At 63.7% G+C, this 21,914-nt stretch carries 23 protein-coding genes; 11 read left to right on the top strand and 12 right to left on the bottom strand.

Annotated features, from left to right (window positions below; all coding sequences use genetic code 11):
* The first annotated feature begins 227 nt into the window (after positions 1 to 227).
* From SAJA_RS04135 to sppA, 6 genes are all read left to right on the top strand, one after another.
* The gene (locus tag SAJA_RS04135) at positions 228 to 776 is read left to right on the top strand and encodes a BON domain-containing protein (RefSeq protein ID WP_184999739.1); all 549 of its coding nucleotides are present in this window, start codon (positions 228 to 230) and stop codon (positions 774 to 776) included.
* 366 nt (positions 777 to 1,142) lie between these two features.
* Entirely contained in the window at positions 1,143 to 1,472 is a 330-nt protein-coding gene (locus tag SAJA_RS04130) for a PepSY domain-containing protein (RefSeq protein ID WP_123657393.1), read from the top strand.
* A 26-nt stretch (positions 1,473 to 1,498) separates the two neighbouring features.
* Entirely contained in the window at positions 1,499 to 2,206 is a 708-nt protein-coding gene (locus tag SAJA_RS04125) for a response regulator transcription factor (RefSeq protein WP_123657392.1), read from the top strand.
* Positions 2,203 to 3,549, top strand: coding sequence for an ATP-binding protein (locus tag SAJA_RS04120; RefSeq protein WP_123657391.1), 1,347 nt, complete (start codon positions 2,203 to 2,205; stop codon positions 3,547 to 3,549). The genes SAJA_RS04125 and SAJA_RS04120 overlap by 4 nt, the downstream gene beginning before the upstream one ends.
* A gap of 26 nt (positions 3,550 to 3,575) precedes the next feature.
* On the top strand, positions 3,576 to 4,085 hold the full coding sequence (locus SAJA_RS04115; RefSeq protein WP_123657390.1) for a hypothetical protein: 510 nt from the start codon (positions 3,576 to 3,578) through the stop codon (positions 4,083 to 4,085).
* Positions 4,085 to 5,092: a signal peptide peptidase SppA gene (sppA, locus tag SAJA_RS04110; protein ID WP_123657389.1), complete on the top strand. Its 1,008-nt coding sequence runs from the start codon at positions 4,085 to 4,087 to the stop codon at positions 5,090 to 5,092. The genes SAJA_RS04115 and sppA overlap by 1 nt, the downstream gene beginning before the upstream one ends.
* Before the next feature lie 23 nt (positions 5,093 to 5,115).
* Here the strand turns inward: sppA and SAJA_RS04105 are convergent, their stop codons facing one another.
* The 6 genes from SAJA_RS04105 to SAJA_RS04080 all read right to left on the bottom strand — a co-directional run bounded on the left by SAJA_RS04105 (position 5,116) and on the right by SAJA_RS04080 (position 11,759).
* A complete protein-coding gene (locus SAJA_RS04105; protein WP_123657388.1) occupies positions 5,116 to 5,379 on the bottom strand; it encodes a hypothetical protein in 264 nt (87 codons plus the stop codon).
* Between the two features lie 536 nt (positions 5,380 to 5,915).
* On the bottom strand, positions 5,916 to 8,408 hold the full coding sequence (gene plsB / locus SAJA_RS04100; RefSeq protein WP_123657387.1) for a glycerol-3-phosphate 1-O-acyltransferase PlsB: 2,493 nt from the start codon (positions 8,406 to 8,408) through the stop codon (positions 5,916 to 5,918).
* Between the two features lie 15 nt (positions 8,409 to 8,423).
* On the bottom strand, positions 8,424 to 9,119 hold the full coding sequence (locus tag SAJA_RS04095) for a protein kinase family protein (protein ID WP_123657386.1): 696 nt from the start codon (positions 9,117 to 9,119) through the stop codon (positions 8,424 to 8,426).
* Positions 9,120 to 9,126: 7 nt separating this feature from the next.
* On the bottom strand, positions 9,127 to 9,915 hold the full coding sequence (locus tag SAJA_RS04090; RefSeq protein ID WP_123657385.1) for an MlaA family lipoprotein: 789 nt from the start codon (positions 9,913 to 9,915) through the stop codon (positions 9,127 to 9,129).
* Positions 9,916 to 9,951: 36 nt separating this feature from the next.
* Positions 9,952 to 10,917, bottom strand: a complete 966-nt coding sequence (locus SAJA_RS04085; RefSeq protein WP_184999737.1) for an NAD-dependent epimerase/dehydratase family protein — start codon at positions 10,915 to 10,917, stop codon at positions 9,952 to 9,954.
* Positions 10,918 to 10,940: 23 nt separating this feature from the next.
* Positions 10,941 to 11,759: a lysophospholipid acyltransferase family protein gene (locus SAJA_RS04080; protein WP_123657383.1), complete on the bottom strand. Its 819-nt coding sequence runs from the start codon at positions 11,757 to 11,759 to the stop codon at positions 10,941 to 10,943.
* Positions 11,760 to 11,865: 106 nt separating this feature from the next.
* Between SAJA_RS04080 and SAJA_RS04075 the strand changes: the two genes are divergently transcribed.
* Positions 11,866 to 12,735 carry a ParB/RepB/Spo0J family partition protein gene (locus SAJA_RS04075; protein ID WP_221180118.1) on the top strand — a complete coding sequence of 290 codons (870 nt, stop codon included), beginning with the start codon at positions 11,866 to 11,868 and terminating at the stop codon, positions 12,733 to 12,735.
* A gap of 7 nt (positions 12,736 to 12,742) precedes the next feature.
* Here SAJA_RS04075 and SAJA_RS04070 read toward each other — a convergent pair whose 3' ends face one another.
* Genes SAJA_RS04070 through SAJA_RS04055 form a run of 4 tightly spaced genes read right to left on the bottom strand, consistent with a single transcriptional unit; the run spans position 12,743 to position 14,391 of the window.
* On the bottom strand, positions 12,743 to 12,958 hold the full coding sequence (locus tag SAJA_RS04070; protein WP_123657382.1) for a hypothetical protein: 216 nt from the start codon (positions 12,956 to 12,958) through the stop codon (positions 12,743 to 12,745).
* The gene (locus tag SAJA_RS04065; protein WP_123657381.1) at positions 12,955 to 13,341 is read right to left on the bottom strand and encodes a c-type cytochrome; all 387 of its coding nucleotides are present in this window, start codon (positions 13,339 to 13,341) and stop codon (positions 12,955 to 12,957) included. The genes SAJA_RS04070 and SAJA_RS04065 overlap by 4 nt, the downstream gene beginning before the upstream one ends.
* Positions 13,338 to 13,688 carry a c-type cytochrome gene (locus SAJA_RS04060; RefSeq protein ID WP_245963223.1) on the bottom strand — a complete coding sequence of 117 codons (351 nt, stop codon included), beginning with the start codon at positions 13,686 to 13,688 and terminating at the stop codon, positions 13,338 to 13,340. The genes SAJA_RS04065 and SAJA_RS04060 overlap by 4 nt, the downstream gene beginning before the upstream one ends.
* 4 nt (positions 13,689 to 13,692) lie before the next feature.
* The gene (locus SAJA_RS04055) at positions 13,693 to 14,391 is read right to left on the bottom strand and encodes a hypothetical protein (protein WP_123657380.1); all 699 of its coding nucleotides are present in this window, start codon (positions 14,389 to 14,391) and stop codon (positions 13,693 to 13,695) included.
* Between the two features lie 57 nt (positions 14,392 to 14,448).
* Here SAJA_RS04055 and SAJA_RS04050 point away from each other — a divergent pair, with 57 nt between their 5' ends.
* Complete coding sequence (locus SAJA_RS04050; RefSeq protein WP_123657379.1) at positions 14,449 to 14,727, top strand: acylphosphatase; 279 nt, start codon at positions 14,449 to 14,451, stop codon at positions 14,725 to 14,727.
* 322 nt (positions 14,728 to 15,049) lie between these two features.
* Positions 15,050 to 16,669 carry a peptide chain release factor 3 gene (locus SAJA_RS04045; RefSeq protein ID WP_123657378.1) on the top strand — a complete coding sequence of 540 codons (1,620 nt, stop codon included), beginning with the start codon at positions 15,050 to 15,052 and terminating at the stop codon, positions 16,667 to 16,669.
* Positions 16,670 to 16,702: 33 nt separating this feature from the next.
* Here SAJA_RS04045 and SAJA_RS04040 read toward each other — a convergent pair whose 3' ends face one another.
* A complete protein-coding gene (locus SAJA_RS04040; RefSeq protein WP_221180117.1) occupies positions 16,703 to 18,256 on the bottom strand; it encodes a Ppx/GppA phosphatase family protein in 1,554 nt (517 codons plus the stop codon).
* 322 nt (positions 18,257 to 18,578) lie between these two features.
* Between SAJA_RS04040 and SAJA_RS04035 the strand changes: the two genes are divergently transcribed.
* Positions 18,579 to 19,178: an NlpC/P60 family protein gene (locus tag SAJA_RS04035; RefSeq protein WP_221180116.1), complete on the top strand. Its 600-nt coding sequence runs from the start codon at positions 18,579 to 18,581 to the stop codon at positions 19,176 to 19,178.
* Between the two features lie 96 nt (positions 19,179 to 19,274).
* Positions 19,275 to 20,159, top strand: a complete 885-nt coding sequence (locus tag SAJA_RS04030; RefSeq protein WP_245963222.1) for an ion transporter — start codon at positions 19,275 to 19,277, stop codon at positions 20,157 to 20,159.
* 490 nt (positions 20,160 to 20,649) lie between these two features.
* On the opposite strand, the gene SAJA_RS04025 is transcribed toward SAJA_RS04030, so the two are convergent.
* Positions 20,650 to 21,840 carry an acyl-CoA desaturase gene (locus SAJA_RS04025; protein WP_245963221.1) on the bottom strand — a complete coding sequence of 397 codons (1,191 nt, stop codon included), beginning with the start codon at positions 21,838 to 21,840 and terminating at the stop codon, positions 20,650 to 20,652.
* Positions 21,841 to 21,914 lie beyond the last annotated feature (74 nt).

Here is a 21,914-nt window from a genome sequence, read left to right as displayed (position 1 = left end):
TCGCGCCCTGCGGCGTTGCGAGTCTTGATCGTGGCACACCACGACGCTGCGACTCGCGCCTGGCAGGACACGATTTGCGGTCTCCAACGCGGGCTCGCATGAAACGGCAACAGGCCCTTGCGCGGGTCGATGCGCGGCGGCAAGCGCCGTCAGACCGGCACGGCCCGGTAGCGTTCATGCGGAATCTGTTACTTTTCAGGAAATCGATCAATACAAGAGATTCCGCGATGCGTCATTTTCTTTCGACAACCGGTGTACTGTTCAGCGTTGCCCTGATCGGCCTGGCCGGCTGTTCGCAGTCGCCCCAAGAGCAGTACGACGCGGCCGTGGAATCGGTCAACGAGGCCCAGAGCGCGATCAAGGACGCCCAGAAGAAGGTCGACAAGACCGATGAGAAGATCGCCGAGGCCCGCAAGGATCATCAAAAAGCCCAGCAGGCCCTGAACGACAAACAGGACACCCTGCGCGAGGCCCGTACCAAGGCTCAGAAACAGGCCAGTGACGAGATCCTGTTTCGCGTGCTCCAGCGCGATGTGCTCACCAAGGACGCCTTCGAGAAATCCGCGATCTCGGTCAGCGTCGATCAACGCGTGGTCACCCTGAGCGGCTCGGTACCGGATGCCGATACGCGTGACGAGGCCGTCAAACTCGTGCGCAACCAGCCGGGCGTGGCCAACGTGCGGGATCAGCTCGAGCTGGAAAACGACCAGCAGACGGCCCAGAAGAACAGCCAGAAGAACAACAACAACACATCGGATAAGCAGAACAACGGCTGATCCGGACGCGCGTCAGCAGCCGGCACGTGCATGAGGCGCACCGGCGCTGTCGCTGATCGGCGACAGTTGACACGAACCTTCAGGACGGATTCAGGCCGGAAGCGGTAATTTCGGGTTCTCTCCGCGAGGCCTGTTATGCCGCTTTTCTTTTCTTCGCCGATATCGATGGCTGGCACGGCGCACGGCCCGGCTCATCGCGGCCTGCGCTGCTGCCAACACGCGCTGCAACGCGCTTGGCACGACGGCGTAGCGGTTTGGCGTGTCTTTTACCGGGCACGCCATGTCTTGATGGGTATTGGTGATTACGTGTCAGATCACCGCCCCGCCGGTCACGGCGCGAGATGCGCTGGCCGTTTGGCTACAGCCATGATCGGCCTGGTCATCGTGCTCAGTGCGCCGATACCGGCACGCGCCGCGCACGGTTTTTCCGGGCTGGATAACGACACGCTGGAAACACTCAGGCGTTCGGATCAGCGGCCCAAAAACGATGGCGCCCGCCCCGGACACGGCGCAGACGACATGCGACGACATGGCGCGCCCACGGTATCCTCCAGCCAGGCAGCACGTATTGCGCGTGGGCGCGAAGGCGGCAAGGTACTCAACGTGGTACTGGAACACAGCCCGAGTGGGCCGTACTATCGAGTCAAGATACTGGAACACGGTCGGGTACAGGAAGTGCACGTGGATGCACGCTGATTGCCGCGGCAAAGGGATCGAGCGACATGCGAGCACTGGTCATCGAGGATGACGTCGAACTTCGGGAACAGGTCTGTGAGCGCCTGCGCAACGAAGGTTATGCCGTGGACTCCACCGGCGAGGGCGAAGAAGGCCTGTTCTATGCCAAGGAGTACCCGATCGATATCGCGATCGTGGATCTCGGCCTGCCCGGCCCGACCGGCCTGGATATCATCACCGAGGTGCGCGAGGCCGGCCTGGATTATCCGATTCTTATCCTCACCGCGCGCAGCCGCTGGCAGGACAAGGTCGAAGGCCTGGAAGCCGGGGCCGATGATTATGTCGTCAAGCCCTTCCAGCCGGAAGAGCTGTCTGCGCGTATTCAGGCCCTGGTGCGCCGCTCGCGCGGCTGGGCTCAGCCGCGCCTGGAGTCCGGCGATATCGTGCTCGATACCTCACGCCAGGAAGTCTTCGTCGGCGAGGATTCGATCGATCTGACGGCCTATGAATACCGCGTGCTGGAGTATCTGATGCTCCATGCCGGCGAGGTGATCTCCAAGACCGCGCTGACCGAGCATATCTACGAAGAAAACGCCGAGCGCGACTCGAACGTGATCGAGGTCTTCGTACGCCGGCTGCGCGCCAAGCTCGACCCCGACGGCACCCGCAAGCCGATCGAGACCCTGCGCGGGCGTGGCTATCGCCTGGCCCGGGATGACCGGCCGCGTAACGCGGCAGCCGTCGAGCACTCATGATCAACTCACTGCGGGCGCGGCTACTGGCAGCGACCGCGGTTCTTCTTCTGGCCTTCACCGTGCTGACAGGCCTGGCCCTGCAGACCGCCGTGCGCGAGCGCGCCGATCAGGCCGAGCATGACCGCCTGCAAGGGCTGTCGTATGCCCTGCTGGGCAGTGCCGATATCACCGACGCCGGCGGCTTCAATCTGGCCCCGCGCGTGCTGCCCGAATCTGATCTCACCCGACCGGATTCCGGCCTGTATGCCGCGGTACTCGACGGCCAGGGCCGCATGATCTGGCATTCGCCGTCGCTGCTGGGCGATATCGATGTACCCGACCTGCCCGCGGTCGGCCAATGGCAACAGATGCGTATCCAGGCACCGGGCAACGGCGAGCTGATCTCGTTGTCGTTCGGGTTTCGCTGGGTGACCGAACAAGGCGACGATTATCGCTATACGCTGGTCGTGGCTGAAAACGCCCAGGCGTTTGTGAAACAGATGACACGCTTTCGCAGCGTCTTGTGGACGCTGTTATCGGTGTCGGCGATATCGCTGCTGATCGTCGAACTGCTGATTCTGCGCTGGGGACTGGCCCCGCTGCGTCGCCTGGCCCGTAATCTTGCGGATCTGGAATCCGACCGGGATCGACGCCTGGAAGGCAACTATCCCGACGAAATCCAGCCGCTGGTGTCCAACCTGAACACCATGCTGGCCAACGATCAGGCCCGGCTCACCCGGTATCGAAACGCCCTGGGGGATCTGGCACACAGCCTGAAAACACCCATGGCCATACTGCGCGGCATGGCCGAGGACAAGAACCTGGCCGCGGAAACCCGTGATCCGCTGCGCAGCCAGCTGGCGCGAATGAACGATATCCTCGACTACCAGCTACAAAAAGCCGCGGCGGCCGGCAAACGCACGCTGGCCCGGCCACTGGCCCTACGCCCGATCGCCGAACGTCTGGGCCGCGCCCTGACCAAGGTCTACGCCGAGCAGGCAACAACGTTCGATATCGCGATCGATACACGGCTGCGGGCGCCGCTCGACGAGGGCGACATCACCGAGCTGCTGGGCACGCTCATGGACAATGCCGCCAAATACGGCCGAGACCACGTGATCGTGGATGCGCGCATCATCGATCGCGCGCTCGAGCTCTGGGTCGACGATAACGGCGCCGGCTTTGCCGACTCGGCCCCGCAGCGCCTGCTCGAGCGCGGCGTACGGGCCGACAGCAGCCACGAGGGCCAGGGCCTGGGCCTGGCCGTGGCGGCAGAAATCGTGCGCAGCTACACCGGCACGATCGAGCTGGGCAGCGCCAATAACGGCGGTGCCCGAGTGATCGTGCGGATTCCGTTAAGCTAGTCGCCTGTTCAAAGAACGCGATTGCCATGTCTGAAAACAACAGCACGGTCGATCCCGACCAGCTCGACCCCAACGCCCTGCCGCCCCATGTCTATCACCGCACCGTCGGCCCCGCGCTCGAGATCGTGGCCGATATCGCGGCCAAGCGCGGGCACAAGCATCTATTCGACGACATGCCAGCCATGCTGGCGCTGGTGGATATCGTCACGCGGCTGGCCGATAGCTATCAGACCTTTCACCCGGACATGCCGGACAGCCATCGGCCATTGCTCGAAGGCGCGGCCACCGCGGCGTGTGTGATGGTCTTTCAGCAGGCCAAACTCGAGCCCGAGACCACGCGACAGCTGTTATCCGCCCTGGAGGCCGCCTACAAGCGCCTGCATGAAGAAGACGTGATCGACGGCGCGGCGCGCTTTTCGGCCATGGCTGCCTCGTATCTGGACCAGGATGATCGCGAACAGGCCAAGCACTGTCTGAAACAGGCCAGCCAGCAGGTCATCGCCTCGATCGAGGCCTGGCAGGAAACCAGCCACTGATGTCGGCCTATCGAATCCAGCGCCGGCTCTTGGCATTCACCGTCGCCCTTGCCGTCGTGTCGGCACTGGCCGGCTGCATCACCGTGAATGCCCCGCTGTCCAGCGCCGGTGATCCCGGCCTGCACGAAACCACGATCTCCGGCGGCGGGGCCGACAAGATCCTGTGGCTGCCGGTGACCGGCTTCATTGCCTCGCACCCGCAGTCGAGCGCGTTTGGCCTGGTGCATAACGACTCGGCGCTGACCCAGATCGAGCGCAGCCTCGACAAGGCCGCAGACGACGACGCGATCAAGGCGGTCATCCTGCGTATCGACAGTCCCGGCGGCACGGTCGCCGCCAGCGACGAGATCTATCACCGGATCACCGCGTTTCATCAGGCCACCGGCAAGCCCGTGATCGCCAGCCTGGGCGGCGTTGCGGCCTCGGGCGGCTACTATATCGCCATGGCGGCCGATGAAGTCATCGCCCAGCCCACGACGATTACCGGCTCGATCGGCGTGATCATCGTCAACGTCAACGCTGCCGGGCTGCTCGACAAACTGGGCCTGCGTGATGCCAGCGTGACCTCGGGCGTACACAAGGATCTGCTCTCGCCGCTACGCCCGCCCCGTCCTGACGAGCAGGCGATCGTTGACGATGTGGTCGATGCGCTGTTTCAACGCTTCGTGGGCGTGGTCCGCACCAGCCGCGGCGCCCGCTTGGACCGCGATCAGCTGGCGACCATCACCGACGGACGTATCTTTTCAGCCACCGCCGCCCAGCGGCTGGGACTCGTCGATGCCATCGCCCATCGGGATGAAGTCGTCACCCGCGCCGAGCGCCGTATCGGCGCGAGCGATGCCCGGCTCGTGCGTTATTACCGTGGCAAGCGGGCCCCGGACACGCTTTCGGCCGGGGCCGCTGCGGGCACCCACGGCGCCTCGGCCAGCCTTGTCTCCCAGCTGGCCGAAAGCACGCTGACCGACGCCACCACGCCGTTGTATCTCTGGCGCGGGCTGGCGCGCTAGCCTGGCCGTGGCTTGGCCGTGGCCTAGCCGCGGCGCCCACGGCGAGCCGTGAGCACCGCCGTCAGAATGGCTGAGACGAACACGATGATCGCGCCGATGAATACCAGATTGCCCGGCGCATCATCGCGCGCGATCGAGCCGATGGCCATCAAGGCAAAACCAATGCCCGTGCCCAACCGTGTCCAGGCCAATCGATCGCCGCGCCGATAACAAACCACCGCCGCCCCGAGATAAAACAGGCTGGCCACGACGAACAGGATGATGAAAAGCAGGGAAGTAATCGGCACGGGGTAAAAGCTCGGTTGAAAGCGATCAGATCGTGAAAGACTGCCACGGGCCGCGGTGAACGTCGATTCCCGTTGCTGTGGCGTCGCCGGCCGGGGTATTCATTCTGGCTTTTTTAGAACTATTGTCCGCAAATAAACGCGAATATGGGCTGAGAAGTACGGCGGGATCGAAGTCGCTTCCAGGCCTAATTCGCGATGAACGCAAATGACTGATGCGTGATCCCGGAATCGCAAATGGCCCGTCTTTATTCACGGACGAACAACAAGCGCAAATCCACCATCGCGCAGACACAACAACACCGCACCCAGCCACAGCATTTGCGTTCTTCGCCACAAGGACCGCGCGGATTCAGCCCACAAGTGCGACAAGAAAACGGTCCGCGGCCCACGCGCGCCTTCTCAGACGCCGCGGTGAAGGGCACCGCCAAGCCGCGCTACGACGCTGCGCCAGCCGCCCCGGAACACCCACATTCGCATGTATTGGCGTTTATTTGCGGACGATCACAGAAAGAACGAAGCCGCAAAGCCAGCTCCCCTCAAGTAAGCGCATTACTCGGCGCTCCGTCCTCAAGGCGCGATAACGAGGTCAGGTGAGCGATCGACTGGCGAATATCCGAACCCAGCAGACGCAGGGCATGCTCGGCCAGATGGCGCAGTTCGGCGTCGATATGCAGCGTGCTGCCTTCGCGGCGCAACAGGCCGACCCGCACCAGGGTTTCCACGTGGTTGCGAAACAGCCGCGCGTCGAAGAACTCGGGGCTGTTACGCCCGGTCAGCAGCGCCATGCGTTCGGCCATGAGCTGACACTGGCGCTCGAAGCGCGCGCGTTCGACGGTGCCGGTATCCAGGTTATGCGACAACAGCGTGGCGGTCATGGCATAGCGCTCGAGCGACTCGCGCATGATACGGGCCAAGCTGTTCAGAGCCGCGAAACCGTCGCTGCCAGCTTTGGGACGCTTGAGCGTGCCTTTTTCGGTACGCGTCAGGAGTCCGCAGCTGATCAGCCCGTTGACGGTTTCGACCAGCGCATCGCGACAGTCATCGACCGGCCAGCGCAGGAAAAGCTCGGAGGCCAATAGCGGATACAGCTCCACGGCGTCGGCCAGCAGGGCTTTTTCGTTGCGCTGCTCGAAGTGGGCAAAGAAATTGGCGATCAACGAGGGCAACGCGAACAGATGCATTACGTTGTTACGGGTATAGGTCAGCAGCACGCTCTGGCGTGAATCCACGGTCAGGATATCGCCCCAGGCATGCGGCGCCCGGATCAGGCGCATCAACGGCTCGGCCTCGGCCAGAATCGCGGCGCCATCGGGCTCGGGGGCGCTGGCATCCTTTGAATACGGGCAGGCTCGGGCCACTTCGGCCAGCAGGCCGAGCGTGCGTACCATTTCGTCCTCGGCCACCGATTTCTGGGGCGCGGCCAGCAGCACGAGCGAGGCCAGGCCGGTGGCGTTGAGGGTGGCGGTGGCGTTGATGCCGCACATGACTTCGGTGGCCAGGGTATCGACAAAGCCCTGCAGCCACTTCGGGCGCGCATCCAGCGACAAGTCGGCCATGCGGGCGCGCCAGTCCGGCAGATGCTTATCCGCAAACGCCTGCAGTTCGATCGGCTCGCCGAACGAGACAAACACCCGGCCATACTTGCGCGAGAGCACCTTGGTCGAGCCGCGAACGAGATCGCCCATGGTCTCGCCTTTTTTCACGCGCGTGCCGCTCAATTCGTCGAAATAGCCCTTGACCTCCATCACGCGGTCATAGCCGATATAGACGGGCACCACCGAGACCGGTGCATCGCGGCTGGCCGAAAGCGCGCTGGCCACGGTCATCTGCAGCATGCCGGTCTTGGGTACCAGCAGCCGCCCGGTCCGGCTGCGCCCGCCCTCGGGATAGAATTTCATGGGCTGGCCACGGGCGACCAGCGTTTCGACATAGGCCCGAAAGACCGCCGTGTACAGCCGATCGCCCTTGAAGCTGCGACGCAGATAGAAGGCACCGCAGCGACGCAACAAGCCGCCCACCGGCCAGAAATTCAGGTTCACGCCGGCGGCGATCTGGGGCAGCGCCAGGCCTTCCTGATACAGGATGTAGGACAACAGCAGATAATCCATATGCGAGCGATGGCTCGGCAGATAGATGATCTCGCGATTGTCATGCGCCGCACTACGCAGGCGTGGCAGATGCTTGACGTCGATGCCGTCGTAGATGCGATTCCATAGCCAGGTCAACACGCGCAGCATGAAGCCGATGGCGATATTGGAATGATCGGCGGCGATCTCGTCAGCGTACTCACGGGCACGAGCACGCAACACGGCCACGTTTTTCTTCTCGCGGCGTGCGCCTTCGGTGATCGCGTGGGCCACTTCGGGATCGGCGATCAACGTATCGATGAGCTGGCTGCGCCGGGACACGCCCGGCCCGAGCGTGGCGGCCCGCTGGCGGCGGAAATGCACGCGCAGTACGCGTACCAGCTTGCGCACCAGCACCCCCGGCGTGGCCGGCTGGCCCATGACGGTGTGGTAATCCACGGGCTGGCCGAAATGCACCAGCGTGTTGCGGCCGTTGATCGCCACGATCAACAGCTTGCGCAGCCGGCTGGAACGATCCGAATCGGCGAACAGGATCCGCGTGATCGAGGTTTCCTGAACCGGGTTACGCCCCCAGAAGACCGACACGGGTACCATCTGCACATCAAACGAGTGATCGTGCAGCGTACGGGTGACGATACGCTGTAGCTCGGTGCGATGACGCGAGCGCCCGACCGGCACAGCCAGCACCACGGCGCGGCGTACCGTGGGCGGGCGATTGCCGGCCAGATATGGCCGCGGCAGCCCACGCGCCACACACACCGCCTCCAGGGCCAGCCAGTCGAGCACGCTGGCCGCCGGCAGCACGTAGCAGACAGGCTTATCCAGATCCAGATCCAGCTCGTCGAGATCGGTCGGCGTGACCTTGGTACGGATCCAGGCCCGTAGCGGCCAACGCACGAGCGGCATGAAGATCAGCAGAAGTCGAACCAGCAGACGCGTCATCGAAAACCTTGAAAATCAGTCGCGGGTCGCGAAATGCCGGGTGGCACGCCGGATGGTTTCGCCGGCCGACCGGGCCAGTCGCTCGAAGCGTCCCCGATGGGCCATGGCCTGTTTCTCGGCCAAGCTGACCAGATGCGGGGCATGTCGCGCCCGCAGTTTGACCAGCGCGCTGTTGTCGGCAGCCATAAACCGAGTGAACACCCAGTTCCAGACCAGATTCCAGGCCGAGCCGCGTTTCACGCGGGCCACGAAATCCACGATATAAGGCCGATCGTTGTCGTCGACCAGAAAATTACCGCCGCCGCGCAGATCGCCGTGGGCGATACCCGCGCGATGGATCGTTGCCAGCAGATCCGCCAGGCGGCCATACGCGGCCTCACTCGGCTTGGCCTGGCCCCAGGGCACCCCCGGGCAATACTCGATGAGCAACCCACGGCGATCGACCCGGCGCACCAGCTGCGGCACGCCGGCGACGTGCTGCAGATGCACCAGCCCCGAGGCTTCGCGCGCGATCAGGATCGGGGCGATGATGCGCGCGAACCAGCCGCGCGCCCGGCCATAATCCTTGAACACCAGCCGTGTATCGCCGTGTTCAACGAGCGCCACCTCGGGCTCGGTCGGCCCGGCGGTCTTGAAATACTGCCGGGCCGCGGCGTGCAGTTCATGACGGGTCATGCAAAGCAGCGCCGCCCGGTCGGCCGCAGGCGACATGATCAGATCAGTCGGCCGTATCGTCGGTGGCGTTGGCCGTCGGGAAGTCGGCCGTGTCGTTGGGCGCGGTCAGCTCCGGGGGCACGTCGCCGTCGTAGACTTTCTTCAGCCGGTTCTCGAGATAATAGCTGCGCACGAACGCGTACGGATCAAACTGCTGTGCCAGCGTCTGGTCAAAGCCAAGCAGGCTGGCCCGCAGGTTGACGCCCTGCACACCACGCAGCACCCAGGGCACCCACGGGTAGTCGTCGTCGATCTCGTCGAACTCGTTGATGTAGTTGATGGGGTTGGCGAACTGGTCGCCCAGGCTGCCCACCAGTTCACGCCCGCTGGACGGGCCCAGCAGCGGCAGATACAGATACGGCCCGGCACCCAGCCCCCAGAAACCCAGCGTCTGGCCCAGATCCTCGTCCGGATGCGGCACGTTCAGGTTTGTGGCCACGTCAAACAACCCGCCCACGCCGGCGGTCGTGTTGATCATGAACCGGCCCAGCGACTGGTTGAACTTGCCCCATTTGAGCTGAAGCAGGCTGTTGGCCATGGTGATCGGCTGGCTGGCGTTATCGAAGAAGTTCGACACGCTGGCCTGTACCGGGTCGGGCACGATCGTGTCGTAGCCCTTGGCCACCGGGCGCAGAATATAGGTGTCGGCCTTGTCGTTGACCTTGTAGTTGAAACGGTTGACCGGCTCTAACGGATCCCAGGGATCCGACGGCGGGCTGTGCACGCACCCGGCCAGGACCAGCATGGCCATCAGGCCGCCCAGCGGAGCGAATAGACGTGTAAGCGTTGGCATGAAGGCTAGACCTCGAAAGAGCCCACAAACGGGTTCTTATTTACGGGCGCGGTAGTCCGCGAACAGACTCTCCAGCGCATAATTCGGCTGGAAATCGAAGGTACGCGCAAATAGGGAACCATCCACGATGACCGCGTACTTGAAGAAATCGACCAGATAGGCCGGCGGCGCCAGACGACCCAGCGCACGCATCGATCGTCTGGCAAGCCCTGGCGGCACCGAGGGCAGAAACAGACGACGACAGCCGGCCGCGACCAGCGCGTCCTGATAGGTTACATAATCATTCGGCGCAACATTATATACGCCGGGATGGTTTTGCTCGAATGCCATGCACACCGCGCGCGACATATCGGCCACGTGGATGAACTGCATCAGCGGGGAAAAGCCGACCAGGCACGGGGCGACACGCTGAGCCAGCATGCGACTGATCTCGTTGTTGATGCCGGGGCCGGCGATATTGCACGGCCGCAGGATCACGATATTCAGCTCGGGGTGTTTATAGAGCTGGATATTAAACAGGTTCTCCAGCTCGACCGCATCGACCACCTCGGGCATGAGGTTGGCCGCGCGCATCGGATACTCCTCGTCGATCAGGCTGGGATTGGCCGGATCCGCGCCGTAGACATGGTAGGTCGATAGTGCGAGGACCTTGGTCACGCCGTACTTGCGCGCCAGACGCAGCAGGCGCGATGTGCCCACGACGTTAGCCGAGTACCGCCGGCCGCGAGTGGACTGGGTGAACCGGATACGCCCCAGATGCACGATGCCCACGAAATCGTGCTCGCGAAAGACATCCTCGAACGGGCGCTGATTGAAATCCACGACATAATCGACCGTATCGGGATAATCATCGCCCAGGCCGCGGAATTCGATGCCCACCACCTCGTAATCGGCCTCGACCAGATCGGCGATGACGTGCTGGGCCAGCGCCCCGGCCGCGCCGGTGACCATGACCTTGCCACGGCTGCCGTGGCCGATACCGTCCGACCGAGTGCGGGGCATCGCGTGCGCTGTGGCGGCTGTCATCAGATCAAATCCCGTCGTTGGGCGATGCCCTGGTCGATCAGATCGCGGATGGCGTCCTTGACCGTCTCGACCCGCTGCGCGACCTCGGCCTCGCTACCGGGCTCACCGCCGAAATACAGGGGCGCGCCGAAATTCAGCACCACCCGCGCCGGCAACACCGCCGGCAGCGCGAGCGGTAGATACGGCAGGCCCAGCATCCGGGCCAGCGGGCGCATGTTGCCCAGCGATGGCATGGTCTCTTCACAGCCGACGATACCGACCGGCACGATCGGCGTGTCGTGCTCCATGGCCAGATGCATGAAGCCGTGGCCGAACCGCTGGAGCTGATAGCGCAGCCGATACGGCTTGCCCGAGCCACGAATGCCTTCGGGAAACACCACCAGCGCCTCGTCGCGCTCAAGCATCTTGGCGCAGTTCTTCGGGTCACCGATCACGCCGCCGACCGAGCTCATCCAATTACCCAGAAACGGCACCGAGGGAAACCAGCGCTCGATCATCGAGCGCGGCAGGCGCGCGCCCGATCCGCGGCTGGCCACGGCATAGGAGACCAGCACACCGTCCAGCGGCAGCTGGCCGCCGTGGTTGCCCACCAACAGGACACGCCCGCTTGCGGGTACGTTGTCCAGCCCGTGGGCCACGACCCGGAAATAACGCTCGTAGAGCCAGCGCACCACGGTGAAGGTCATCTTTGTGGTGTCGGGGTTCAGCCCCCAGGGGTCATAGCCAGTCGAGCCGGTATGGCCGAGCCGCAGGCCGTCGACGATCGCTTCGACGTCACGCGGCACCAGCCGTGATTTGAGATATCTGCGGGTACGCATAGTCAGGACTTGATCCTCCCCCGGCTCGGGCCGAACCTCGATCAAGCACGAATGTTTACACTCGCACCGACGTAGATCGAGTTTAGCACGGGGCAAACGCCTGTTGATGACCACTGAAAATGCCAAAATGCCCCGCGCGACCGGGGCCGCGGCGGACAGCGCGGCAAACACCACGACAAACACAATCGTCGCCCTGCCCATCGAGTGGATCAAGCGCGATCGTGACCAGGCGCGTACGCACTTCGACGCGGCGAGCCTGGCCGAACTGGCCGACTCGATCGCCACGGCCGGCGTTGTCCAGCCGGTGGTGGTGAGCGGCGACGAAACCCAGGGTTATACGCTGATCGCCGGCGAGCGTCGCTGGCGCGCGGCCCAGCGTGCGGGCCTGGCCGAGCTGCCGGCGATCGTGCGAAACGATCTGTCGCCCGCGGATGCCGGCGTTCTCGGATTGATCGAAAACCTGCAACGCGAATCGCTGGGCGTGATGGACACCGCCAACGGCCTGGCGCGCCTGGGGGGCGCCCACGGCCTGACGCACGAAGCCATCGCCCAGCGCATCGGCAAATCGCGCGTGTATGTCACCAACTACCTGCGGCTGCGCCAGCTGGCGCCCAGCGTGCAGAGTCTGCTGGATGCACACCGGCTATCGCTCGGGCATGCCAAGGTTCTGGCCGGGCTGGCCCCGCTGCGCCAGATCGAGCTGGCGCAGCGGGCGGCCAAAGCCGGCGCCTCCGTGCGTCAACTCGAGCAGTGGGCCAAGGACGACACGCCCGAGGCAGCCGGCCCGCCGGCCCCGGATACCGACACCGGCGCCGATCTGGGCGCGATGGAACGCGCACTGGCCGAACACCTGGGCAATACGGTATCGATCCGTTTCATGCCCGATACCCGCAAGGGCGAACTACGAATCGCTTTTCACGACCTCGACGAATTCGACGGGCTGCTGGCCAAGCTCGGCTATCAGCGCCAGGACTAAGCCCTGACTAGCGCCGACGCTCGGTGTTGTTCGGCCCGCGGGCGTTATCCGGGTTATCGCGGCCGATGCCCGCCTTGCGGGCCGCGCCCATCAATCCCAGGCCGAACAGTACGGCCACGCCGATGCCGATCCACATCGGGTCGACCCCGAGCGCAAACGCGCCGTAGCCCATCGCGCCGATGGCGACGATCACACCCAGCATATAAATCGTGAAGTTCGTCATTGTGTTACTCCCTGGTCGTTGTCCACTCGGGCGCCAGCATGTTCGGGCATGCGCGCCAGCGGCGACGATTGTTGGTGATAATAGATGGCCAGTGCCTGAATCTCGGCGTCGGTAAAGCCGCGCATCTGGCCGTTCATGATCGCGTTGTCACGACGGCCCTCGCGATAAGCGGTCATCGCCTGCACCAGATACTCGGTCGGCTGGCCGGCGATCGTCGGGAAATTCGGCGCCTGGGCGATACCGGTCTTGCCGTGACAGGCCGCACACGCCGCACGTCGACCGGCCAGCGCCTGGCCGTCGACGTCGGGCGTATTGTCCGAGCTGCAGGCGCCAAGCAGGCCAAGCAGCAATAAAGCCAATGTCGCAGGCCGCCGCGCCGTCATTGTGTGTGTCCGTGGCCGGCCAGATAGGCCGCGATATCGGCCATGTCCTGATCCGACAGGCTCGCCGCCTGCGCCTGCATCGTCGGGTGATTGCGCTTGCCCGCGCGATAGGCTTTCAAGGCATCCACGATATAGTCCGGCTGCTGGCCGGCAACCCGCGGCACCGGATAATTCGGATAGGCGTTGCGATAACCGTCGATGGCATGACAGCCACGACAGGTCTCGAACAGCACCTGCCCATGATCAGCATTACCCGGGATCGGCGCGGCCGTCGCCGCGCTTAGGCCCAGTCCGGCCAGCACGAGCAACAGCCACACGCGGCGGCTGCGATGACCTATGCCCGGCACCCGCTCAGTCGAGATCGTCGTCGGCGTGCGCGCTAACCGGCTCGATGAGCTCGCCGATCGTCAGGTTCAGACTGAACCGCTCGTCGCGTGGCTTGTCCGTGCCCGGTGCCAGGTCACGGTCGTCAAACTGCACCATTGCCAAGCGTGCGACACCGCCCAGCGCCCCGCCGGCCGGCCCGGACCAGATCCCCACACGGGGCGCGCCCTGAATGAGCCGTGGCAAGGCATCACCGTAGCGCGCCTTGAGCGCGGCCGGCATGAGCGCGGCCGCGCCCGCATCCAGCGGCGCGGTACTGATCTGCATATCCAGCCAGCGCTGGTGGCGCTGCTCGGCCAGGCGCCGCATGATCGGGCGCGGCACGTACTCCAACCCGCGGCGGGCCGCGTTGGCCGCCAGGGTCTTGCCGTGACGCGCCAGCGCCCGACGACGTCCGCCGCTGTCTTTACCTGAATCGTGCGCCAGTGCCGTGCGATCGGCCGGGGCCGCCGGCGCGTGAAAACAGCTATCGATATGGGCGCGGACACGCACCGTATCGCCCTGGGTCGCCGGCGTGCTGGATAGCGCCAGCGTGGCCGTGACCCACGGCTTGCCGCCGTACGGGTTGGGCAATCTGAATTGCAGATGGGTCTGACGTGCCCGACGCGTGCCGGGCACGTTCTCGGACCGGCTCGATGTAAAGACCTGGGTCAATTCCTGCCACATGCGCGTGCCTCCGAGCATGTATAATTCACGGCTCGCCCTGAGTATACGCCTTTAAGCATGTCCGAAACCCGCTATTTCCGTGTCACGGGCACCGTTCAGGGCGTGGGCTTTCGGGCCGCGACACAGGCCGAGGCGCGACGCCTGGATCTGGCGGGCTGGGTCGCCAACCGCCCGGACGGCGATGTCGAGGTCACGGCCGCCGGCCCGGCAGAGGCACTCGATACGCTGGCTCGCTGGCTGGGACACGGGCCAGCCGGTGCGGTGGTGCGCGAAATCGCCGAAACAGGCGTTGCAGATACACAAACGGTATTGCAGCAGCCGTTCGAGATTCGCTGAGACCAGACAAAAAGAGGCCCGGATCGGGAGGGCATCCGACCCGGGCCAGCTTAACCGTGCCGCCAGGGGGCGGACGACACGGAGGAAGCAGCCACCGGACTCGGGTAAGAGGCGGCTGCATCCGCAGAGTCGGTGAAGGGGGAACACCGGTTCTGCTGTAGCAACGGAATTGCTCCGTTGCGTTCGATTAAGACTATAGTCGGATCGTTTTTAATCCGCTAATTGTTTCTGCCTGTATTGCATATAGCACTGCACTATACATTTATTAAACCGAGTCCAGTCAGATAGATACGATCGACCGGTCGTATCTACGGAGTTTCAAATGAATCAGCCCGAAGCGGTTGCCGATGCCGCGACTGCGCAGGAAGCCGATCTGCGCCGCACGTTCGCCATCATTTCTCATCCGGACGCCGGCAAAACCACGCTGACAGAAAAGCTGCTGCTGTTCGGCGGTGCGATCCAGCTGGCTGGCACGGTCAAGGGCCGCAAGGCCTCACGGCACGCCACCTCCGACTGGATGGCCATGGAGCAATCGCGTGGTATTTCGGTGACCACGTCGGTGATGCAGTTCCCTTACAACGAGCGCATCGTCAACCTGCTGGACACACCGGGCCACGAAGACTTCTCCGAAGACACATACCGCACGCTGACAGCCGTCGACTCGGCCCTGATGGTCATCGATATCGCCCGGGGTGTGGAGCCCCGGACCATCAAACTGATGGAGGTCTGTCGGCTGCGTACCACGCCGATCTTCACCTTCATCAACAAGATGGACCGCGACGGGCGCCCGCCGATCGAGGTGCTCGACGAGATCGAGGATATCCTGAAGATCGAGTGCGCGCCGATCACTTGGCCGATCGGCATGGGCCGGGCGTTCAAGGGCGTGTATCACCTGCTCGAAGACAAGGTGCATCTCTACGAAGGCAGCGACAACGAGGCCGGCGGGCGCACGATCACGCTCGACGGGCTGGCGGATGATCGCCTGAAAGAGATCGCCGGCGATTACTACGACGATCTGCTCGAGGAGATCGAGCTGGTGCGCGAGGCCGGCTCTGGCTTCGACCTGGAACGCTATCGGGCCGGCGAAGTCACCCCCGTGTTCTTTGGCTCGGCGGTCAATAATTTCGGCATCCGGCCCCTGCTGGATTCGTTCGTGGAATGGGCCCCGGCCCCACAGGCGCACGAGACCGTCTCGCGCGAGGTCACGCCGACCGAAAAACCGTTATCCGGCTTCGTGTTCAAGATCCAGGCCAACATGGATCCACAGCATCGCGACCGTATCGCCTTCATGCGGATCTGCTCCGGGCATTATCAGAAAGGCATGAAGATGCGCCATCTGCGCGCGGGCAAGGATATCCGCGTGGGTGATGCCATCACCTTCATGGCCAATCGGCGCGAGCACGCCGACACCGCCTGGCCGGGCGATATCATCGGCATCCACAACCACGGCACGATCGCCATCGGCGATTGTTTTTCCGAGGGCGAGGAGCTGGCCTTCACCGGTATCCCGAATTTCGCGCCCGAACTGTTCCAGCGCGTGGTGCTGCGTGACCCGCTCAAGGCCAAGGCGCTGCACAAGGGCCTTGACCAGCTGTGCGAAGAAGGCGCGACGCAGGTCTTTCGCCCGCTGCATAACAACGACGTGATTCTGGGCGCGGTCGGCACGCTCCAGTTCGACGTGGTGGCCGAACGCCTGCGCACGGAATACAACGTGAATGCCGGCTTCGAAGGCATCGAGGTCTTCACCGCCCGCTGGATCTACGGCGAACCACGCGAGATCGATCGGTTTCGCAACAAGATGGATACCGGCATCGCCGAGGATCACGCCGGCGCCCTGGTCTATCTGGCCCCCTCGCGCGTGAAACTCCAGCTCACCGAAGAACGCTGGCCGGACATCAGCTTTGCCGCCGTGCGCGAGTTCAATACCGGCCACACGCGCTGACCCGAGGCATCAGTCGGGCCGCCGCGGGCCGCGCTAGCCTGTCGTCTCGGGCGGCTCGGCCTCGGCGAATGTCTCGACCGACAGCTCAAAGCCGGCCTTGGCCAGGCGCGCGACTTCGGCATCCAGATCGGCACGGGCCAACGGTCGATCGGCAAGCCACTCGGCATCGAGCGTGAGCACGATACGTGATTGCGCTATCGCGACCCGCGCCTGTGGCCGATTGGCGGGATTACGCGCCCGGTGCAAAATCACCGCCAGGCGCAGCATGAGCGCGGCCCGTAGCAGGCGGGCCCGCCAAAGCTCGGGCACATCGTCCAGCAATTCGGTGCGCAGCCGGCCTCGATGCAGGCGCACAAGCAACGACAGGCGATGCTGATCCGCCTGTGAAAACCCGCGCAGATCAGCGTGTGCCAGCAGATAGGCCCCGTGCTTGTGGTAGCCGCGATGCGCGATCGCCAGGCCGATCTCGTGCAGCATGCCGGCCCAGCCCAGGGTCTGGCGCATGGCGTGGTCGGCCGCGCTTTCATCGGCGGCGTTCTCCGGGCGGTCGCTGGCCCACAGCCGCTCGGCGGTCGCCGCGACCCGCATGCCGTGGGCCATATCCACATGGAAACGCTCGGCGGCCTCTTCCACGCCGTCGTCGCGTGAATCATGCGCGGCCAGGCGGTCCAGCAGATCGCTGATCACCCCTTCGCGCAGGGCCTTGTCCGACACGCTCATGCGCTCAACGCCCAGGCTTTCGAAGACCGCCACCAGAACCGCCAGGCCGCCGGCGAAGATCGCCTGGCGGTCATCGGCCAGCCCGGGCAGTGACAGCTTCTGGATCTGGCCGGTCTTTCGAACCTGGCGCGCCAGATCCTTGAGTGCGTCGGGCGTGATCACGCCCATGGGATCCTCCACGCCGGTGGCCCGCAGGATGGATTTGATACTGCCCGAGGCACCGATGGCGTGCGTCCAGCCGGCCTGGCGATAGGTATAGGCCAAAGGCTCGAGAACCACGCGTGCAGCCATGACCGCGGCCTGCCAGCGTGATTTGCTGATCTTGCCGTCGCCGAAGAACTCGCGCGTGAAGGTCACGGCCCCGAGGGCCACGCTTTCGACGTGTCGTGTGTGATGGCCCTGGCCGATCACCAGCTCGGTCGACCCCCCGCCGATATCCACAACCAGACGCTGCTCGTGGGTATCACCCAGATCTTCACAGACGCCAGCGTAGATCAGGCGGGCCTCTTCGGCGCCGTAGATGATCTCGATGGGATGACCGAGAGCGGCCTCTGCCTGAGCCAGGAAGTCCGCAGCCTGGCGGGCCTGGCGCAGCGTGTTGGTACCCACCACGCGCACCTGGAGGGCCGGCAGCTGGGCCAGCCGCTGGCCGAACCGTGATAGACAGGCCAGCGCCCGCTCGCGGGTCGCGCTATCCAACGAGCCGTCGGGATTCAGCCCCCCGGCCAGGCGCACGGACTCTTTCAGCCGATCCACGATGCGTTGCTGGCCGCCCTCGACCTGCACCACGATCATATGAAAACTGTTGGAGCCGAGATCCACCGCGGCCAGGGTCAACGCCGTGTTTTCGGCCGCAGGGGTTTTCAAAGCGCTCGTCATCACACTATCTTAGGCCCTGTTGAACCGGCGTGCGAGCGCCATGCGCGCATCGTCGATCATCTTTTCGTGGCCGTTGGGCACCGTGTCGTGGTTGATCCACGAACATTTGGCCCGCACCCGCAGGGTATGATCGGTTAGCGGCGGGTTGGCAGAGGGCTATTTGCCAATCCGCAGGCGGTATCAACCCACTCACCACCCATGACCGGGCGAGTGGGCAGGCAGGAACACTATCAATACGACCGGGCGGGGCACCTGCATCGTGGCGAATACGCTTTTGATTTCGACGGCGCGCGTTATCTCGCGCTCACACATGGCCTATCGACAGCACCTGTTGATGATGTGTCTGATCACGCTGCTGGTTTCCGGCTGTGCCGGTACGGCACGTGTTGGCGGCGGGCCGGATGCCGCCGGCGCAGGCGGCGGGCATCAACGCCAGACAGCTTCGGCCGATGACGAGCAGTCCTGGCTCGAGGCCGGCGCGAGCGGGCTGGCCGCCGCGCGCGACAAGCTGCGCGCTGCACTCCACGGCGTGTATGACAGCTGGGCCGGCACGCCCTATCGCTACGGCGGCGAGTCCAAGCACGGCGTGGACTGCTCGAGCTTTGTTCAACAGACCCTCGACCAGGTGGAATCCTTCGAGCTGCCACGGACCACCGTGCAACAGGCCCGCATCGGGCTATCGGTACCCAAGACCGATCTGCGCACCGGGGATCTCGTCTTCTTCAAGACCGGGCATCTGTCGCGACACGTGGGCATCTATATGGGCCAGGGGCGCTTCATGCACGCCTCGAGCAGCGCCGGCGTGACGATCTCGCGCCTGGACAACGTCTATTGGCGGCATCACTACTGGCAGTCCCGACGCGTGCTTGCCAATCGCGGCCCCGGCACGGGTGACCCGAGCAATCTTTGATGCACTGACCGCCGCCGCCTGGCAGCAGTCACGCCTGCCACTGCCCGGCGTCGTATCGTTTACCCTGAGACATGACCTTACGCCAGATCGGTCGGGATGAACGATAAAAACGAGATGAGCGGGCTGCGCCAGGAACTGTGGCGCATCATCTTCGGCACCGACACGCGCGGCGGCTGGACGTTCGACGTCATTCTGCTGGTCGTGATCGTGGCCAGCGTCGTCAACCTGATGCTGCTCTCGGTCGCCGCGATTCGAGATCAGATCGGCGGCCTGCTCAACATTCTCGAGTGGGTCTTCACGGGCCTTTTCACCGTTGAATACGTCGTGCGTATCTATGCCGCGCGGCGTCGGCTGGCCTATATCCGCAGTTTCTATGGCCTGGTTGATCTGGCCTCGATCCTACCGATGTATATCGCACTCGTCGTGCCCAGCTCGCATTTCTTCATCGCTATTCGCGTGCTGCGCATCATGCGTATCTTTCGCGTACTCAAGCTCGTGGAATACGCCAACGATCTGCAGCTGCTGCAACGCTCGCTGCGACAGGCCCAGCGCAAGCTGCAGATCTTTCTCGGCGCGCTGGCGCTGTTCGTGACCGTTCTGGGCGCCGTCATGTACGTGGTCGAGGGCCCGGCCACGGGATTCACGAGCATTCCCCGCTCGATCTACTGGGCCATTGTCACCATCACGACCGTTGGCTACGGCGATATATCCCCGGCTACGCCGGTCGGCCAGACCATTGCCGGCATCGCTATTCTGATCGGCTACTCGGTGCTTGCCGTGACCACCGGCGTGATCACCGCCGAACTGACCAACGAAATCCGCAATAATCGCCAGAAGATCATGTGTCCGCACTGCGAACGCAGTGGCCACGAGGGCGACGCCCACTATTGCAAATACTGCGGCGGCGACCTGGAAGAGGATCCCGAAGACGAAGAAGTGGACGACGAAGAACAGGCCAAGGCACGCGACAAGCTCGACTGATCGGGCTGGCTCTTGTAGCGCTGCGTTTCGGGCCTACACCAGCGCTCTTTTGTCCGTAGATGGACGCCAATAAACACGAATAAGAAAGCAGATAAAAAGAAGACAATCCGCAGATTGCACAGATGACACAGATTGGCTGACGGGCGCGACGGCTCACGAGTCATCATGACTCACCGGCGGAGGTTTTTCATCCCGGGTTTTAATCCGTGAAATTGGCGTCTATTCGCGCTCATTTGCGCACCGTGTCAAAAAGCCCCCCCGGGGCCCTAATCTGTGAAATCTGCGGATGATTTTTCGAGAACGCCCTCGCAGCCGCAACAGGCTATAAGCCGACGGGCTAGGCTACTCGTCTCGACGCTACCCCTACGCGCTTTTCAATCGACCCCATCGGCGGGTGCGCGCTGAAAACGCGGCCTCCGAACATAAAAAAGCCCGCCCTCCGAAGAGAGCGGGCTTTGTCGCTCGTTAGAGCGGATTTTCTAGCCGTCGATCAGGCAGCCGCTTGGCGCTCGTCACGAGCAGCCTGTTCAATCAGGCGCTCGGAGACCGAGCGTCGCAGCATGGCCTGTGCCCGCTCGATGGCCCGATCAAGCCCTTCGTGCTGGATCTTGAACTGCTTCTGTGCACGCGTCTTGAGCTCGTCGGCGCTCGGCAGATCCGGCAGCTCCAGCTCGGCCACATAAGCCTCGGCAGCACTCCACTTGTCACGGGCATGACCGCGCAGGTCATCCATGATGTGGCTGCCTTCCCAGCGCGTGCGCAGGTTGGCGGTGATGCGGTCGGCCGAGAAACCCTCGGCGATATACACCGCGCACTTGTCGATGATCTTCTGCGTGGGCGCTTTCTCATTGGCCAGAATGGTCTTGGGCGGCTGACGCAGATCCCAGACCAGGCCAACCTTCGACAGGCCCAGCAGCATGTAATAGGTCACATCGATTTCCCACCAGAAGAACCCGTTACGTGCAGTCGCCGGATAATAGTGATGGTTGTTGTGCCAGCCTTCGCCCAGCGACAGGATCGCCAGGAACCAGTTGTTGCGCGAGTCGTCGCCAGTCAAATAACGCTGACGACCGATCATGTGGTTCAGCGAGTTGATCGTGAACGTGGCGTGATAAACCAGGATCGTGGAGAGCATGAAGCCCACCAAGAAGCCTGACCAGCCGCCGACCAGACCACAGAAGATGGCCGTCAGGATACCCGGCATGTATTGATGCCGTTCGACCCAGCGCAGTTCCGGATACTTCGAGAAGTCCTTCATCAGGTCCATGTCGGGGTTGGACCGCGCTTCGCGATAGATCCAGCCGACGTGGGCATCGAAGAAACCGTACTGGCGCGGGCTGTGCCCGTCATTGGGTTCGTCGGTGTCGCGATGATGCTCGCGATGCTTGGCCGACCACCAGAGCGGGCCTTTCTGCATCGCGGTCGCGCCCAGAAACGCCATGACGAACTGGAATACACGGCTGGTCTTGTAGCCGCGGTGGGAGAAATATCGGTGATAGCCGCCCGTGATACCGAACACACGGAGGATATATAGACCCACGCACAGCGCGACCGAGGTCACGGTGAAGCCGGTCCAGAAAATACCGATGAGGCTTAGGTGCATCAGGCCCATGGGAATGAAGTTCCACCAGTCGAAGTGGTCATCCATGTGCTGATTGCCCGGGAAACGTCTTTCGCTCATTGCAGGCGAACCTCGTCAGACACTAGAAAATCGTTGGTGTGCACAACCGTACACACATGCATTAAGTATGCGGC

It is taken from the genome of Salinisphaera japonica YTM-1 (assembly GCF_003788585.1).
Lineage (GTDB): Bacteria > Pseudomonadota > Gammaproteobacteria > Nevskiales > Salinisphaeraceae > Salinisphaera > Salinisphaera japonica.
The sequence above is the reverse complement of the archived record's forward strand: the minus strand, read 5'-3'. Positions and strand labels throughout refer to the sequence as shown.

Bases quoted from the DNA above. Each gene is read 5' to 3' on its own strand.
- SAJA_RS04135 (WP_184999739.1), top strand. From the start codon at position 228: ATGCGTCATTTTCTTTCGACAACCGGTGTACTGTTCAGCGTTGCCCTG.
- SAJA_RS04130 (WP_123657393.1), top strand. From the start codon at position 1,143: ATGATCGGCCTGGTCATCGTGCTCAGTGCGCCGATACCGGCACGCGCC.
- SAJA_RS04125 (WP_123657392.1), top strand. From the start codon at position 1,499: ATGCGAGCACTGGTCATCGAGGATGACGTCGAACTTCGGGAACAGGTC.
- SAJA_RS04120 (WP_123657391.1), top strand. From the start codon at position 2,203: ATGATCAACTCACTGCGGGCGCGGCTACTGGCAGCGACCGCGGTTCTT.
- SAJA_RS04115 (WP_123657390.1), top strand. From the start codon at position 3,576: ATGTCTGAAAACAACAGCACGGTCGATCCCGACCAGCTCGACCCCAAC.
- sppA (WP_123657389.1), top strand. From the start codon at position 4,085: ATGTCGGCCTATCGAATCCAGCGCCGGCTCTTGGCATTCACCGTCGCC.
- plsB (WP_123657387.1), bottom strand. From the start codon at position 8,408: ATGACGCGTCTGCTGGTTCGACTTCTGCTGATCTTCATGCCGCTCGTG.
- SAJA_RS04095 (WP_123657386.1), bottom strand. From the start codon at position 9,119: ATGTCGCCTGCGGCCGACCGGGCGGCGCTGCTTTGCATGACCCGTCAT.
- SAJA_RS04090 (WP_123657385.1), bottom strand. From the start codon at position 9,915: ATGCCAACGCTTACACGTCTATTCGCTCCGCTGGGCGGCCTGATGGCC.
- SAJA_RS04085 (WP_184999737.1), bottom strand. From the start codon at position 10,917: ATGCCCCGCACTCGGTCGGACGGTATCGGCCACGGCAGCCGTGGCAAG.
- SAJA_RS04080 (WP_123657383.1), bottom strand. From the start codon at position 11,759: ATGCGTACCCGCAGATATCTCAAATCACGGCTGGTGCCGCGTGACGTC.
- SAJA_RS04075 (WP_221180118.1), top strand. From the start codon at position 11,866: ATGACCACTGAAAATGCCAAAATGCCCCGCGCGACCGGGGCCGCGGCG.
- SAJA_RS04070 (WP_123657382.1), bottom strand. From the start codon at position 12,958: ATGACGAACTTCACGATTTATATGCTGGGTGTGATCGTCGCCATCGGC.
- SAJA_RS04065 (WP_123657381.1), bottom strand. From the start codon at position 13,341: ATGACGGCGCGGCGGCCTGCGACATTGGCTTTATTGCTGCTTGGCCTG.
- SAJA_RS04055 (WP_123657380.1), bottom strand. From the start codon at position 14,391: ATGTGGCAGGAATTGACCCAGGTCTTTACATCGAGCCGGTCCGAGAAC.
- SAJA_RS04050 (WP_123657379.1), top strand. From the start codon at position 14,449: ATGTCCGAAACCCGCTATTTCCGTGTCACGGGCACCGTTCAGGGCGTG.
- SAJA_RS04045 (WP_123657378.1), top strand. From the start codon at position 15,050: ATGAATCAGCCCGAAGCGGTTGCCGATGCCGCGACTGCGCAGGAAGCC.
- SAJA_RS04035 (WP_221180116.1), top strand. From the start codon at position 18,579: ATGGCCTATCGACAGCACCTGTTGATGATGTGTCTGATCACGCTGCTG.
- SAJA_RS04030 (WP_245963222.1), top strand. From the start codon at position 19,275: ATGAACGATAAAAACGAGATGAGCGGGCTGCGCCAGGAACTGTGGCGC.
- SAJA_RS04025 (WP_245963221.1), bottom strand. From the start codon at position 21,840: ATGAGCGAAAGACGTTTCCCGGGCAATCAGCACATGGATGACCACTTC.